Source organism: Streptococcus mitis, assembly GCF_965111735.1.
Classification (GTDB): Bacteria; Bacillota; Bacilli; order Lactobacillales; family Streptococcaceae; genus Streptococcus; species Streptococcus mitis_DR.
In genome coordinates this window covers 1980173-1995758 of the sequence record NZ_OZ217346.1, presented here as the reverse complement: position 1 = coordinate 1995758, position 15586 = coordinate 1980173, and the positions used below count along the sequence as shown (strand labels likewise).

Sequence of the window (15586 nt, the reverse complement as noted above, 5' to 3'; positions counted from 1 at the left end):
CTAAAACTAAAAGAGATAGCGAGGAATCACAATGGTAGAATTGGGAATTTCAACATTTGGGGAAACAACGGAGCTTTAAGGGACTGGACAGATTTACAGTCATGCCGAACGCATTCGTCAGTTGGTGACAGAGATTGAACTGGCTGACAAGGTTGGTTTGGACGTGTATGGAATTGGTGAACACCATCGAGCGGATTTTGCAGTGTCGGCTCCAGAGATTGTTCTGGCAGCTGGGGCAGTCAATACCAAAAAAATCCGTTTGACAAGTGCAGTCAGTATTCTGTCAAGTATGGACCCCATTCGTTTATTCCAACAGTATGCCACTATCGATGCTTTGTCAAATGGACGTGCAGAGATTATGGCTGGAAGGGGCTCTTTCACGGAATCTTTCCCTCTGTTTGGATATGACTTGAAAGACTACGAAGCTCTCTTTGATGAGAAATTAGACTTGCTTCAGTTAGCCAATGAAAAGACCAAGCTAGACTGGAAAGGTCGATTGACTCAAACGATTGCTGGCAAAGAAGTCTATCCTCGTCCAGTTCAGGACAAGTTGCCCTTGTGGATAGCGACAGGTGGTCATGTTGAATCAACAGTGAAGATTGCTCAGGCAGGTCTACCAATTGTCTATGCCATTATTGGTGGCAATCCGCGTTATTTTAAAAAATTGATTGAGGCTTATCGTGAGATTGGGAGCGAAGTGGGTCATGCCAGTCATGAGCTGAAGGTCGGAGCCCATTCTTGGGGTTGGATTGCTGAGGATGGCGATCAGGCTGTGAAAGATTATTTCCATCCGACCAAGCAAGTAGTGGATGCTATTTCCAAAGACCGTCCACACTGGCAGGAATTGCGTTATGAACAATATTTGGAGCAAGTTGAACCAAAGGGAGCCATGTTTGTGGGTAATCCTGATCAGGTAGCAGAAAAATTGATTCGCATGATTGAGGATTTAGGCTTAGACCGCTTTATGTTGCACCTACCGCTTGGTTCTATGCCACATGAACAAGTTCTGAGAGCCATCGAACTTTTTGGCACTCAAGTTGCACCAAAAGTTCGAGCTTACTTTGCCATGAAAGAGGCTAAATAAAAAACTACTCAAATTTATTATGACGATAAATATTGTACAAAAATTAATCCCCCGAGCTATAATGCTTGGGGGATTTTTCTATAGGAGGGCTAGTTTAGTTCTCTTTTTTGTTTTTTAGCAAGAACCCGAGACCTAGAAGGGCAAGGAGACTAATTCCTGCAAACAGGAGTTTGTGATCGTTTTTGGTTCCTGTATTTGGAAGTTCAGCTTGTTTAGCTAGGGGCGCAGGTATATTTTCCTTGCTAGAGTTTTCTACCGATTCGTTTTGAACAGCTTCACTTACAGATGATGGTTGTGCTTCTTGTGCTGGTTGTGAATCAGTTGTAGCTTGCTTGGGTTTATCTTCTGCATCAGCTACTTTGGCATCTGGTTTAGTAGAGTCAGGTTTAGCTTGTGGAGCTGGTTCTTGATGTTCAGATTTGATTACTGGGTTTGAAATATGGCCTTGGCTATTATTTTGCCCTTGTTCTTGTTTTAAGCTAGAAAGATCAAATTCTGGTTTTTCTTCCACAGCTGGGGCAACAATGGCACCGCCTTGAGAGACTCGAAGAACAGTAGCTGTAAGGGCATTTAATTTCAAGCCTTTTTCAGTCCACTCAAGTCCTTTCGGGTTGGCAATTCCGACTGGCCCTGCTTGGTTTTCATCTGCTAAAACTTCAGCATTTCTGAGATGTGCAAAGGCAGTTCCCAAATTAAATTCGCGAGCTTTTTCGTCCGCATTGACAAAGACTGCGTAGATATCCCCATTTGGAGCAGTGATTTGGTAGCCAATTACCACGTCCTCTTTTGCCACACCATTTTGGCCTGGAACAGTGATGAGGTGGACACGGTCTTTGATATCTTGGAGACTCTTAAGTCGGAAGGCATCTGTAGATTGACGAAGGGCAATCAAACCTTTCATATAGTCACGGCTCTTGACATTTTCAGGATATGCTTTTCCATCTGTAGCCTTAGTCCAGTCAAACTTGTTAATAGCATCACTCGAATCGTAAGAGTCATGTATGAAGTAAGGATAGTCAAATGGATTGCCGTCCTTATCACGCAACAAGTGAGATTTGTTTGGAACCTTATCCTCTGCTACTGGAGTCTTGTAGGCTGGGTCACGGAATTGTTTAGTACGTCCATATTCCTGACCGGAGTGGATAAACGGAGTTCCTTGAGCTGTCAAGACCATGAGATTTCCAAGTCGCAAACGACGGTGGATTTCAGCATAGTTCTCAGCTTTGCTTGGATCTTTTTTGATAGATTGGGCGATGATGTCAAAGAGGGTCAAGTTATCATGGGCTGCGATGTATTGGATGACATCTCCAGGGCTGTCAGCTTCAAAGTTGGTTGGTTGAGCAATGAGATTTTTGAAGATGGTGTTGATATCACGCTTGCCACCTGTGATAAAGGCAGGTTGGCCTTCGTTTGGATAACCAGACTTGAGGTTGTTACGGATGTCATCTGAAAAGACAGCGACAGTATCGGTATGTTTCATCCAATCTTGGTCAGCAGCTTTAGTAGGCATGTTTTCATCACCAGCATAGGTTCTCCAACCTTCACCAAGCATGATGAGGTTTGGATTGAGGGCGCGTGCAGCCTTGTACGCTTCTTCGATAGAAGCGGCATCATGGTCTCCCATCATATCGAAACGGAAGCCATCAACTTTGTAGGTATCAACTAGATATTTGATAGAGTCAACTAGGAGCCGTTTGGTCATATGGTGGGTTGTCCCCAAGCGTCCACCACCAAAGCTAGTTCGAGGTGTTCCGTCAGCATCCATAAAGTGGTAGTAGTTTGGCTCTAAATCTTCAAAGATATCGACCTTGGCTGTATGGTTATAAACGACATCTAGGATAGCTCCCATGCCACGTTTGTGGATTTCGTTGATGAGGTTTTTAAATTCTGCGATTCGTTTTTCTGGATTTTTAGGATCGCTTGAATACATACCAGTCAAGGAGAAGTAGTTTTGAGGATCATATCCCCAGTTATAGTTGCTGTTGCTTGAAGCATAGTCAGACAAGCGTTCATGGTTTTTCAATTCATTGACAAAGTAGTAAGACAGGACTGGAAGGAGCTGGATGTGGGTTACACCCAAGTCTTTGAGATAGTCTAGTTTTTCGATAAAGGCTTCAAAGGTACCAAATGGTTTGGTCAAGTCTTTTGCAATGGCAGGATCTGAAGTGAAGTCACGCACATGAGCTTCGTAGATAACGGCATCTTCACGAGTCTTAAAGTTGTGAATCTTACCATAAGTCAAGTCTTGAGGTCCTAGTTTAGCTGGATCTACAAAGGCAGCTTTAGCCACTTTATGGGCATCGTCAATCTTAGCATCGTCACTATTCCAAGCAGCGAGGGATTTAGCGTAAGGATCGAGTGCAAGAACAGTTTTACCCTGACGCTCGATTTGGTATTGATAATAGTATCCAGTGAAATCTGTGATGCCTAGTTTGTTTGTGCTATCTAGAGTTTGTTTCCAAGTTCCTCTTTCCCCTTTTTCAAGAGCGACAGTTCCAACTACTTTTTCAGGGTCATTCTTGTCGTAGACAACAACAGAAACTTTATCAGCACTTGGTGACCAGAGAGTTAAATCAACCTGTTTTCCTTCTTCTTTGAGCTCAGCTCCAAGTTTACCATCATAGCTGTAAGTCTCATCTTTAAGACGCCAGCTTGTTTTGGTAGTGAATTTGTCAGAGTTGTAGCTAACGGTATAAGGATGTTTTGTGTCAGAGAAATCTCCGCTGTAGGTCACTTTCTTACCAGCCTCATCGATTGCAACATCAGTGATAGTTACCTTGTTTCCTAGATGATTAGTGATGTTGGAGTGTTTGAGGATATCCTCTTTTTTAGCACCGACAAGTGTTGAAAAACTACTCTCAATGCTAGAAGTGCCTACGTGTTGGGCTCCTGTCATACGGATATCATGGACATAGTATGGATTTGTGTAAATCGATTCATCATCGTCTTTTAGGAAAATTTGGCTATGATTTTTTAAATCTGTGAACTTATAATCTTCTTTACGGATTTTCACATCGTCTCCTTGTTTGTTTTTGTCTAGTAATAAAAATCCAAGGTCTTTAGCTGCATCTTTGAGTGGAATATCGATATAGCGACCATATTTGCCTGTAGCCGTAAAGTCTGTTCCGTTAGGCCATTCACCACTACTTGGATTTTTCACATCTCCCCAGTACCAGAGAGACTTTTTGTCATAGTTGCCATCTGTGCGGTAGTAGTTGACACGAATAGTTCCTGCAGGTTGTGGCTCGTAAGAGAAAACCTTGTGATCTTGGTCCAACCAAGCCTCATTCATCTTTGGTGCCAGTTTTTCTACCGATTTATCGCCGGTTAGATTTTTCCCAGCTGTATTATTGATGAGGAAGCTAATTTTCTTGGCTTGTTCTCCCTTTAATTTGACATCTAGGTAGTAGCCATAGTCATCTTTTTTGGCATCCTTGAAGGACAAGGCTCCGTTCGGCCAATTTTCAGAAGGTTTTTCAACATCGTCCCAAGTCCATAGCCCTTGAGCATCCTTGTTTTCTTCAGGAAGCTTTTTGACATGGATACGGAAATAGTTGTCTTCTATTGGCTCTTCTGCCTTAGTTTCAGTTGTTACTGGACTCGTAGAAGTAGTTGGTTCACTTGAACGATCTTGCCCGGTTTGTGGTGCTGAATCGGCTGGGCTTGCAACAGGAGTTGTTGGCTCTGTTTCAGTTTTTTCTTCTTTTTTCTCTAGGGAAACGTTTGCACTTTCAGGTGAAGAAAAATCGCTTTCGTTCTTGCCAGCGATGTTTGTTGCATCAGTAAGAGGTTGAGTAAGGGCAGTAGTAGTTTCACTATTACTTGCGTTAGTGGTTGGTGTACTTTCGTTGGCTGAGATAGTTGGCGTAGCCATCATAGCAAGTAGGACAAGGCTTGCTCCAATAAGGACAGAACCAGTTCCATTTTTGAGGGAACGGATGCTGTAAACCATTTTTTTCTCAGTGTGAGATGGTATTTTTCTCATAATGATTCTCCAATCAATAAATTTCTCTATCAGTATAGCACTTAGTAAAATAAGATGCAAGCGTTTTCTCAAAATTGAACTAAAAGAAAAATCGCAACAAATTTTGTTACGATTCAGCCAATCTTTCTTTATGAATTTGTGAAGCCAGCAGGTGGAGGTGATGAAATAATTCTGAAGAAGAGAAGTTACGATTGTAGATAACTGGTTTAGGAGAGTTAGTGACAGGAAAGGTGGTGATCACAATATCGTGAGGGATTTGATTGAGAATTGAGAAAGAAATAGTAGATTCTTCCCAAGGATCAAATAGATAGAGATTGTTACCGTAGTGAGCAAGGGTGTCGATTAGGTTTTGTGCGTGATGGCTATCCAAATGACTAATGACTAAAACCCGTATTTTGGGGAGTTTTTGAAGTAATTGGACTAAAATTCGCTGCCCTTGAATCGAAAAGGTGTAGACAAGTTCTTGTAGCTTACTTGGGTGATTTTCTAGCCCCATTTCAGTCAGATAAGATTGGAATTTGTGTTGACTTACTTCAAATAGTTTTGGAAATTCTACCTGATAATTACTTAAAATTTGGGATTTCTGTTTGTCAAGAGATTGGTCACTGAGTAGATGGAAGAAATCAGATTGGGCAGTGTAGTGGAGGAGCCAAATCAATTCCTCGCGATTTTCAATCTGTAGGTGAAATTCTTTAGCTAGTTCTTCTAGAATTTGGCTTAATAGACGGTAGGATTTTTGAATGTGCTGAATATCACCCATTGCTCCATTGTTAGGCTTGTTTGTGAGTTGAGGAGACTTTACTGGGTTTGAAAATAGCTGTTCTAGTGTCTCCTTTGTAGCTTCAAAATGTAGCTTTTTAGCCAGCTTTTTGATCTCTTGTGCAAACTGCGGAATCTGCATGAGGGAGCTGTAATGACTGGTTAAAAGAGGAGTAGGATTTTCAATCAAATGACTCTTATTAAAGCGCTCCAGATTGATAGCTAGAGTATATTTGATTTGCCGTAAACTACTGAGGTTGGGTGAAACTTGTTGGGCCTTCAAAAATAGCTGAATCAAGTGAGTGAGTGCTTCTTCAGAAATAGAAGGGAAGGGCCAATCAAGAAAGGTGTAACTTTGGCTAAAGTAGTCCAGATAAAAGGCGCGGATGTCCTCTTCTGTTCCCTCCATGACCAAAGGGGAAGGTTGGATAGTGATATTGTAGTGTTGGGGAAGGAGTGTGTTAAGACGATGAATGATTTCCTCAATCTGCTCTGGATTAGTCGAAAGCGCCTGGCACATTTGGTCAAGTGATTGTCCCTCTTTGAAAAACAGACAGTTCAAAAAAGAGTAGGTTGTAGATTGTTCAAAGATTGCAATTCGAGGATCCAAGGTGTTTTGGAAGTCAAACTGCAATTGGATGCCTTTTTTTCTTGATTGAATTAGGAGGTTTGGAAATAATTGCTCGAGCCTAGAAAGATGTTCTTGCAATTCTTCTATTGAAAAATTCAGATTTTTAGCTAAGACTGGAATTTCTATCCAATCATGGTGCTTGGTCAATTCTTCCAGTAAGAATAGCAAGTCTTGTTCTTTTTTAGTCAGCAAGATATTCATAATAAACCTCCATATATATTTATACATATATATTAAAAGAAAAGCCTAGTAAAGTCAAGAAAAATAGCCTAGGATAAAATAGGAGAATCTGAATTTACTATATTTTCCTGGGACCATTAAACTGAAAATGAAGATTGAAAAGTGATAGTAGAATGCAAATTTTTATAGGAAAAGATTACGGCTAATTATGTGACTATTAGTCCGTCTCGCTCCGTTAGGTGCGAGACAAAAAAACCACCCGCTATGCGGGTGCGTGTCGAAGATTATACCCAAAAAACTCCAAACGCGATACAATAAAGGTGTTCAAGCCAATTATAAAGCGAAAGGAGAAAAATATGGCACAAAAGGCACACAGTTTATCGCACACAAAGTGGCACTGTAAGTATCACATTGTGTTCACCCCTAAGTATAGACGAAAAGTCATCTATAATCAATATCGAAGTAGTTTAGGCGAAATATTTCATTGCTTGTGTAGTTATAAAGGAGTTGAAATTATCGAGGGTCACTTAATGCCAGACCATGTACATATGTTAGTAAGTATTCCACCAAAGATAAGTATTTCAAGTTTCATGGGTTATTTAAAAGGAAAAAGTTCACTCATGATGTTTGACAAACACGCTAATCTCAAGTACAAGTTTGGGAATCCGCATTTCTGGGCAGAAGGTTATTATGTAAGTACAGTAGGGCTTAATGAAGCCACAATTAAGAAATATATCCAAGATTAAAGAGTCTGGGACAATAGTCCCTTTTTTGCATGGTTGCGATAGTCTTGGTAAAATAGAATTGCTTAATAAACCATTTAGAAAGGCCATCCCATGCATATTCACTATAACACAAATCAAACAACTTTACCACTAGAAATCAGTTCTTTCTTGCCGCAAGACCATCTCGTCTTTACTATTGAAAAAGTGGTGAATACCTTGGAGGATTGTCACTTCCATGCCTTCTATCATGCCTTTGGTCGCCCGTCTTATCACCCTAAAATGCTTATAGCTACTCTTCTATTTGCCTATTCACAAGGGATTTTCTCTGGACGAAAAATCGAAAAAATGATGATTGAAAACCTCGCTATGCAGTACCTAACAGGACCGTTGGTTGTCAGCTACCGCACCATCAATCGTTTTCGAGTCGCTGAAGAGATGGAAGAACTCATACGTAATCTTTTCATGGACCTCAATCTTCGTTTAAAAATGGAAGAGTTAGTGACCTTAAATTGTCTGTTTATTGACGGGACTAAGATTGAAGCCAATGCCAACAAGTATAGTTTTGTGTGGAAGAAAGCGACAGAGAAATTCTCCGCCAAACTGCAAGAACAGATACAGAACTATTTTCAAGAAGAAATCACTCCCCTTATCTATCAAGCTATCGAACTGGATACACAAGAGCCTATCTCCTCAGAGCAGTTGCTTGCATTCGCTCAAGTCCTTGAAGGAGAATTGAAAAAATTGAACCAGGACATTGAGGAGACACCCGTTAAAGGGAAGGATGAACGTAAAACCCCGCGTCGTAAACTCAAGGAAGTCTTGCGTAAAGTCAAGGAGGATTTTTCAGTACGTGCTGAAAAGTATAAGAAGTATCAAGAGACATTTGAAGGGCGCAACAGCTTTTCCAAAACCGATCCAGATGACACTTTTATGCGAATGAAAGAAGATTATATGAAAAATGGCCAACTCAAGGCTGCTTATAATCTTCAAATCGCTACTGAAAACCAATTTGTTCTTCACTATGATGTCTTCTCAAATCCGACAGACACCAAGACTCTTCTGCCATTCCTTGAAACCTATCCGCATGACTTGAAGACAGTTGTTGCAGATGCTGGATATGGAAGTGAAGAGAACCTCCTTCGTTTAGATGAAAAGGGGGTGAACCATCTGATTAAATATGCCATGTTTGACAAGGAACAGAAGAGAGGGTATAAACAGTCAGCTAGAAACTTAGCGAATTGGCACTATGATGACAAGGAGGATAGCTACACACATCCTGATAGCTGGTATTATCGTTTTCACCATATCAAACATCAGAAAACACAGACGGACTTTCAACAGGAAATCAAGGTTTACTACGCTGATGAACCTGAATCAGCCCCTCAAAAGGGACTGTATATGAACGAACGCTATCAAAACTTGAAAGCTAAAGAATGTCAGGCGCTTTTATCTCCCGAAGGTAGACAGATTTTCGCTCAACGCAAGATTGATGTGGAACCTGTCTTTGGGTAGATCAAGGCTTGTTTGGGTTACAAGAGATGTAATCTGAGAGGGAAGCGTCAAGTGAGAATTGACATGGGATTGGTACTTATGGCCAATAACCTCCTCAAATACAATAAGAGAACGACTCAAAATTAAAAAGCTAGAGTTCCGCAATTGGAAATCTCTAGCTTTTTTGTGGTCGAGAACTATTTTGTCTTAGGTTCTTTATAAATATGAATTATCTTTGTTTTGCTAATCTTAACTAATTGCTGGGCGGTTACGATTTATTTATTGTTTTTAAAAATGCCCAGTTACCAATTGATCTTGAACCGTATTCTATCTCCATAAAGTCTAGTAGGACATAATCGTTTTTTTCGTAGAATGAGGCATTTCTAGCTGTGCTGGTAATGAAACCTAAGTGTTTACAGCCTTTTGATTTGACATAGGGTTCAATCCCTTGTGTCAGAAAAGTACTGCCTATTCCCTGTCCCTTACTTGCTGTATTGACAGCTAAAGCCATCAAATACCAATCAAACTCTCCTGCTTGTTCTAAGTGCTTTTTGGAACGTTTTACAAAGTCAAAGTATTTAAAAAGATTTCGTGGTCGAATGTAGCGAAAAATGTTTGTCCCACCATTTCGTAGATAGGATAGTATACAGAAATCCTTTTGTTGCAAAAGGGCAACTGCAAGTAATTCTCCATCTTGTTCCGCAACTAAACAGTTTCCTTTTTTAATATAGACTCTAGTAAGCAGAATTTGCAATGTTTCTACAAAAGCAGGATAGGAGTCAGGTTTCTTTAAATCATCAGTTATAATCGTTAAAAAGGGATAGTCAAGAAAAGACTTGGCCAATAATTTTCCAATTTTTTCGCTTTCTTCAATTCTTACCTCTCTATATATGATGCCTCCCATGTTTGTCTCCTTAATTATCTATAAAATCTTGTATGATAAGATTTCAAGATAAAAAATTGGAGATGATCCAAAAAGCAAGTTAGAACCTCGTTTTCTACTATAAGGTCCAAAAAGCTTTTTAAACTCTCCAATTTTTTATTTGGTTGGAATCGAAATTCCAATTAATTTTTCTGAATAGAGGGTTTTGATATTGGCTTCATCAATAGAGTCCTTATCAATTTTACGTTTCAAGAAAAATTCTTGAATAGCTTCGATTTCAGGTTCGCGGATAGCGCGGTGTTTGTTTGAGATGAGGATTTCATAGTGAAGCGGAGCTTGGGTAAAAATAACATCTGTATTACCTGCAGAATAAACCTCAACAAGGGTTGCATCTGTACTTTCTAGCTGGCTTTTTACAAGTTGCGAGTGTGAGTTTGTCGTATTGATAAGCTTCATAACATTTCCTCCGATTTTCTAATTCTATTATAGCACTTTTTAAATAAAGTAGCTTGATTTAGTCAATCTTATGCTGTTTTTTCCAAGATTGGATGGCCCATTTATGGCTACCACGTTTGAGATTTTCAATAGCCTCGTCAATAGGGAACCAGGCAATATGATTAAAGTCTTCTAGTGGCTTTTGCACTTCTTTGAAAGAAGTCGCTTCATAGAGGTAGGCAGGGTTGTAGTAGTAGGTGTCACGATGACGAGAGTAGAAATATTCGTCAGCTTGTCCGTAATAGGCACCAATTTCAGCTGTGAAGCCAAGCTCTTCAATCAATTCACGTTTTAGGGCTTCTTGATGATTTTCACCTGCTTCAATTTCACCACCAGGTAAGAACCAAGCGCCATTAGGTGCTTGAACAAGAACAATTTGTTTTTGTTCAGCATCAGGGATAACTGCATATACGCCATAGCGTGAAACGTAGTCTGTATTTGTTTTCTTTTCTCCGAAAGTTGGGTTTGCCATTGCATTTTCCTCATTATCTATTATCTTTATTATTATCTTAATGGACAAAGGCCGAGCTGTCAAGAACTTATAGTTATTTTAGTAAAAAGAGTCTGGGACAATAGTCCCTTATCTCCAAAAAAACAACGGCAAATCCGTTGTTTCAGATTGAAGACAAACATCGTTTTAATGTTTGTCTTTTTGGCTCTATAATATTTGTAGTGGGTAAATCCCCTATGGATATTATGGAACCTATTTTGTTGTAGAAAAAAAGTTCCATATGACCTATAATGAAAAGCGACTAAACAACTCATTAGAAAGATTCATATGGAACAATTACATTTTATCACAAAACTACTCGATATCAAAGACCCTAATATCCAAATTATAGATGTCATTAATAGAGATACACACAAGGAAATCATCGCTAAACTGGATTATGAGGCTCCATCTTGTCCTGATTGCGGAAGTCAAATGAAAAAATATGACTTTCAAAAACCGTCTAAGGTTCCTTACTTTGAAACTACTGGTATGCCTACTAGAATCCTCCTTAGAAAACGTCGATTCAAGTGCTATCATTGCTCTAAAATGATGGTCGCTGAGACTTCTCTCGTCAAGAAGAATCACCAAATCCCTCGTATCATCAACCAAAAGATTGCCCAGAAGCTAATTGAAAAGACTTCTATGACCGATATTGCTCATCAGCTGGCCATTTCAACTTCAACTGTTATTCGCAAGCTCAATGACTTTCACTTTAAGCATGATTTTTCTCGCCTTCCACAGATTATGTCCTGGGACGAGTATATCTTTACAAAGGGAAAGATGAGTTTCATTGCGCAAGATTTTGATAATCTTAATATCATCACTGTTCTTGAGGAACGAACACAAGCTGTCATCCGAAATCACTTTCTTCGATACGATAGAGCCGTTCGTTGTCAGGTGAAAATCATTACTATGGATATGTTTAGTCCCTACTATGACTTAGCTAGAAAACTTTTTCCGTGTGCTAAAATCGTTCTAGATCGTTTCCATATTGTACAACATCTAAGCTGTGCTATGAGTCGTGTGCGTGTCCAAATCATGAATCAGTTTGAACGAAAATCTCATGAATACAAGGCTATCAAACGCTACTGGAAACTCATCCAACAGGATAGTCGTAAACTTAGCGCTAAACGTTTTTATCGTCCTACTTTTCGTATGCACTTGACCAATAAAGAGATTCTAGACAAGCTTTTGAACTATTCAGAAGACTTGAAACACCACTATCATCTCTACCAGCTCCTGCTTTTTCACTTTCAGGACAAGAAGCCTGACAAATTTTTCGGACTCATTGAAGACAATCTGCAGCAGGTTCATCCTCTTTTTCAGACTGTCTTTAAAACATTCCTCAAAGATAAAGAGAAGATTGTCAATGCCCTTCAACTACCCTATTCAAACGCCAAATTAGAAGCGACCAATAATCTCATCAAACTTATCAAGCGAAATGCCTTTGGTTTTCGGAACTTTGAAAACTTCAAAAAACGGATTTTTATCGCTCTCAATATCAAAAAAGAAAGGACGAAATGTGTCCTTTCTCGATCTTAGCTTTTCTTCAACCCACTACAGTTGACAAAGAGCCGTCTTTTTTATATCTTCAGCGTTACTATTCTCAAAATAGGCTAAAATCTTTATCAAAATAGTTTTCAGAGAAAAATGAGAAGGCTTCCCCGCCATCACTTTTACCAATTTTTTGATATTCAGGCACGCCAAAGTAAGTCCAACTTTTGCCTTCATTTTGGACTTACCCACTTCTCTTGTATAACGTAGATTGTGGTATTCTTTGGCTGTGCCAAAAAGCCGCTCCACCGATTCTTTACGTTTCTGGTAAAGTTCCTTACTTCCCTTTTGATGCCGAATCTCCTCACAAATTTCTAAATAATCCCTCCAAATATGGCGAGTAAGGATTCTCTGTTTCTTTTTACTTTCTGTGCAACTGGATAACAGAGGACAATTTGCGCAAATCTTAGGATCTCTTTTATATTTACGATAGCCATCGCGCTTTGTTGTAGAGTAAGCTAACACGTGATTTTCAGGGCAAAGGTAACAGTCATAGTGTTCATCATAGATAAAGTCCTTAGGGCTAAGTTTTCCTTACTTTCCACGAGGGCGAGTATAAGGGAATACAAGTGTAATATTTTGGTCAAGGAGGAATTTTGCAATACTTGGAGTCTTATAGCCAGCATCGGCAATAAGGTAGTCAGATTGAAATCTCTTCAACTGTTCAAAAAGTGCAAGAAAAGCCTGACTGTCATGCACATTGCCAGCATCGATACTATAAGCTAGTGCCCATCCATGCTTATCGCACCCTACTTGGGCATTGTAGGCGAACACTTCCTTATTCTCTCCCTTGTGAAACCAACCACTTTCAGGGTCTGTAGTAGAAGTCTTCTTCGGCTCAGCCTCGCTTTCTTTTGCAGGCTCGAACGACTTTTTTCCGTGCTTTTTCCGATCTAAGTCAATCTCAACTTCCAGTTGCTTACTCATAAACTTAGCTTGCTTGTCTAGAACTTGATGAGTATATTTGTGGTTATTAGCTGCGGCCTTGATATGAGTCCCATCAATAAAAACCTCAGTCGGGTCAATCAAACCTTGTCCCCATACAATGGATAGAACATAATGAAAAATTTCCTCTATTACTTCCTTATCTTGAAAACGACGATTGTAATTTTTGCCATAAGTGGTAAAATGAGGAACCTTATCGTTTAAGCTCAAACCCAGAAACCAGCGATAGGCGGTATTGACCTCAATGTCCTTGATAGTTTGGCGCATGGAACGGATACCGTAGAAACATTGGATGAGAGGGATTTTAACCAGCATAACAGGGTCTAAACTAGGACGCCCTTTATCCTCAGAATAAGTATCTGCGACCAAGTCATAGATGAAGGAAAAATCGATAACTTGCTCAACTTGACGAAGAAAATGGTCTTGCGGAACGAGTTCGTCTAGCGTGTAAAAACCAACTTGATTGTGGTTGTAGTCTAGATTTTCTTTGTGAAACATAGGGAATACCTCACAACTTTTCTTACATCTATTATACGACTTTACACAAAGAAAAGCCCTTAGAAACTTGTAGTCTAAGGACTTTATCTCCAAAAAAAGCAACGGATTTGCCGTTGCTTTTTTGCATGGTTACGATAGTCTTGGTAAAATAGAATTGCTTAATAAACCATTTAGAAAGGTTATCCCATGCATATTTACTATAACACAAATCAAACAACTTTACCACTAGAAATCAGTTCTTTCTTACCACAAGACCATCTCATCTTTACTATTGAAAAAGTGGTGAATACCTTGGAGGATTGTCACTTCCATGCCTTCTATCATGCCTTTGGTCGCCCGTCTTATCACCCTAAAATGCTTATAGCTACTCTTCTATTTGCCTATTCACAAGGGATTTTCTCTGGACGAAAAATCGAAAAAATGATGATTGAAAACCTCGCTATGCAGTACCTAACAGGACCGTTGGTTGTCAGCTACCGCACCATCAATCGTTTTCGAGTCGCTGAAGAGATGGAAGAACTCATACGTAATCTTTTCATGGACCTCAATCTTCGTTTAAAAATGGAAGAGTTAGTGACCTTAAATTGTCTGTTTATTGACGGGACTAAGATTGAAGCCAATGCCAACAAGTATAGTTTTGTGTGGAAGAAAGCGACAGAGAAATTCTCCGCCAAACTGCAAGAACAGATACAGAACTATTTTCAAGAAGAAATCACTCCCCTTATCTATCAAGCTATCGAACTGGATACACAAGAGCCTATCTCCTCAGAGCAGTTGCTTGCATTCGCTCAAGTCCTTGAAGGAGAATTGAAAAAATTGAACCAGGACATTGAGGAGACACCCGTTAAAGGGAAGGATGAACGTAAAACCCCGCGTCGTAAACTCAAGGAAGTCTTGCGTAAAGTCAAGGAGGATTTTTCAGTACGTGCTGAAAAGTATAAGAAGTATCAAGAGACATTTGAAGGGCGCAACAGCTTTTCCAAAACCGATCCAGATGACACTTTTATGCGAATGAAAGAAGATTATATGAAAAATGGCCAACTCAAGGCTGCTTATAATCTTCAAATCGCTACTGAAAACCAATTTGTTCTTCACTATGATGTCTTCTCAAATCCGACAGACACCAAGACTCTTCTGCCATTCCTTGAAACCTATCCGCATGACTTGAAGACAGTTGTCGCAGATGCTGGATATGGAAGTGAAGAGAACCTCCTTCGTTTAGATGAAAAGGGGGTGAACCATCTGATTAAATATGCCATGTTTGACAAGGAACAGAAGAGAGGGTATAAACAGTCAGCTAGAAACTTAGCGAATTGGCACTATGATGACAAGGAGGATAGCTACACACATCCTGATAGCTGGTGCTATCGTTTTCACCATATCAAACATCAGAAAACACAGACGGACTTTCAACAGGAAATCAAGGTTTACTACGCTGATGAACCTGAATCAGCCCCTCAAAAGGGACTGTATATGAACGGACGCTATCAAAACTTGAAAGCTAAAGAATGTCAGGCGCTTTTATCTCCCGAAGGAAGACAGATTTTCGCTCAACGTAAGATTGATGTGGAACCTGTCTTTGGGCAGATAAAGGCTTGTTTGGGTTACAAGAGATGTAATCTGAGAGGGAAGCGTCAAGTGAGAATTGACATGGGATTGATACTTATGGCCAATAACCTCCTCAAATACAATAAGAGAACGACTCAAAATTAAAAAGCTAGAGTTCCGCAATTGGAAATATCTAGCTTTTTTGTGGCTGAGAACTATTTTGTCTCAGGTTCCATGATTTCATCGCTTTTGTAACCAAAATGAATCAAAAAAAAGAGCGCACAAAATCCCCTCATCTGAAAGCGTTTCAGATTA

9 protein-coding genes and 3 pseudogenes are annotated in these 15586 nt (G+C 39.7%); 5 read left to right on the top strand and 7 right to left on the bottom strand.

The window, feature by feature from the left end:
- Positions 1-91: 91 nt before the first annotated feature.
- Complete coding sequence (locus ACLV7W_RS09590; RefSeq protein WP_411865943.1) at positions 92-1084, top strand: LLM class flavin-dependent oxidoreductase; 993 nt, start codon at positions 92-94, stop codon at positions 1082-1084.
- A gap of 94 nt (positions 1085-1178) precedes the next feature.
- Here ACLV7W_RS09590 and ACLV7W_RS09585 read toward each other — a convergent pair whose 3' ends face one another.
- A complete protein-coding gene (locus ACLV7W_RS09585; RefSeq protein WP_411865862.1) occupies positions 1179-5069 on the bottom strand; it encodes a pullulanase in 3891 nt (1296 codons plus the stop codon).
- Between the two features lie 106 nt (positions 5070-5175).
- Positions 5176-6660: a M protein trans-acting positive regulator PRD domain-containing protein gene (locus tag ACLV7W_RS09580; protein ID WP_153209836.1), complete on the bottom strand. Its 1485-nt coding sequence runs from the start codon at positions 6658-6660 to the stop codon at positions 5176-5178.
- Between the two features lie 335 nt (positions 6661-6995).
- Between ACLV7W_RS09580 and tnpA the strand changes: the two are divergent.
- Both tnpA and ACLV7W_RS09570 read left to right on the top strand, forming a co-directional pair.
- Positions 6996-7382: pseudogene (gene tnpA, locus ACLV7W_RS09575) on the top strand (IS200/IS605 family transposase); the annotation flags it as partial.
- A gap of 93 nt (positions 7383-7475) precedes the next feature.
- Positions 7476-9002, top strand: a pseudogene (locus tag ACLV7W_RS09570) (IS1182 family transposase).
- Between the two features lie 121 nt (positions 9003-9123).
- Here the strand turns inward: ACLV7W_RS09570 and ACLV7W_RS09565 are convergent.
- The 3 genes from ACLV7W_RS09565 to ACLV7W_RS09555 form a co-directional block, all read right to left on the bottom strand.
- Positions 9124-9759 (bottom strand): GNAT family N-acetyltransferase, encoded by a 636-nt coding sequence (locus tag ACLV7W_RS09565; RefSeq protein WP_153210203.1) that lies wholly within the window; start codon positions 9757-9759, stop codon positions 9124-9126.
- Between the two features lie 135 nt (positions 9760-9894).
- Positions 9895-10194, bottom strand: coding sequence for a DUF1827 family protein (locus tag ACLV7W_RS09560; protein WP_000767189.1), 300 nt, complete (start codon positions 10192-10194; stop codon positions 9895-9897).
- A gap of 58 nt (positions 10195-10252) precedes the next feature.
- The gene (locus ACLV7W_RS09555) at positions 10253-10705 is read right to left on the bottom strand and encodes an NUDIX hydrolase (RefSeq protein WP_153210204.1); all 453 of its coding nucleotides are present in this window, start codon (positions 10703-10705) and stop codon (positions 10253-10255) included.
- Between the two features lie 306 nt (positions 10706-11011).
- On the opposite strand from ACLV7W_RS09555, the gene ACLV7W_RS09550 reads away from it, so the two are divergent.
- The gene (locus tag ACLV7W_RS09550; RefSeq protein ID WP_411865861.1) at positions 11012-12268 is read left to right on the top strand and encodes an ISL3 family transposase; all 1257 of its coding nucleotides are present in this window, start codon (positions 11012-11014) and stop codon (positions 12266-12268) included.
- Positions 12269-12283: 15 nt separating this feature from the next.
- Here ACLV7W_RS09550 and ACLV7W_RS09545 read toward each other — a convergent pair.
- Together ACLV7W_RS09545 and ACLV7W_RS09540 are read right to left on the bottom strand one after the other, a co-directional pair.
- Positions 12284-13723, bottom strand: a pseudogene (locus ACLV7W_RS09545) (IS1182 family transposase).
- Positions 13724-13754: 31 nt separating this feature from the next.
- Positions 13755-13949 carry a hypothetical protein gene (locus tag ACLV7W_RS09540; RefSeq protein ID WP_411865860.1) on the bottom strand — a complete coding sequence of 65 codons (195 nt, stop codon included), beginning with the start codon at positions 13947-13949 and terminating at the stop codon, positions 13755-13757.
- Here ACLV7W_RS09540 and ACLV7W_RS09535 point away from each other — a divergent pair.
- On the top strand, positions 13910-15436 hold the full coding sequence (locus tag ACLV7W_RS09535; protein ID WP_411865228.1) for an IS1182 family transposase: 1527 nt from the start codon (positions 13910-13912) through the stop codon (positions 15434-15436). The two genes, ACLV7W_RS09540 and ACLV7W_RS09535, sit on opposite strands and share 40 nt — an antisense overlap.
- Positions 15437-15586 lie beyond the last annotated feature (150 nt).

Coding starts and splice junctions, on each gene's coding strand:
- ACLV7W_RS09585 (WP_411865862.1), bottom strand. CDS start 5,069: ATGAGAAAAATACCATCTCACACTGAGAAAAAAATGGTTTACAGCATC.
- ACLV7W_RS09555 (WP_153210204.1), bottom strand. CDS start 10,705: ATGGCAAACCCAACTTTCGGAGAAAAGAAAACAAATACAGACTACGTT.
- ACLV7W_RS09535 (WP_411865228.1), top strand. CDS start 13,910: ATGCATATTTACTATAACACAAATCAAACAACTTTACCACTAGAAATC.
- ACLV7W_RS09550 (WP_411865861.1), top strand. CDS start 11,012: ATGGAACAATTACATTTTATCACAAAACTACTCGATATCAAAGACCCT.
- ACLV7W_RS09580 (WP_153209836.1), bottom strand. CDS start 6,660: ATGAATATCTTGCTGACTAAAAAAGAACAAGACTTGCTATTCTTACTG.
- ACLV7W_RS09560 (WP_000767189.1), bottom strand. CDS start 10,194: ATGAAGCTTATCAATACGACAAACTCACACTCGCAACTTGTAAAAAGC.
- ACLV7W_RS09565 (WP_153210203.1), bottom strand. CDS start 9,759: ATGGGAGGCATCATATATAGAGAGGTAAGAATTGAAGAAAGCGAAAAA.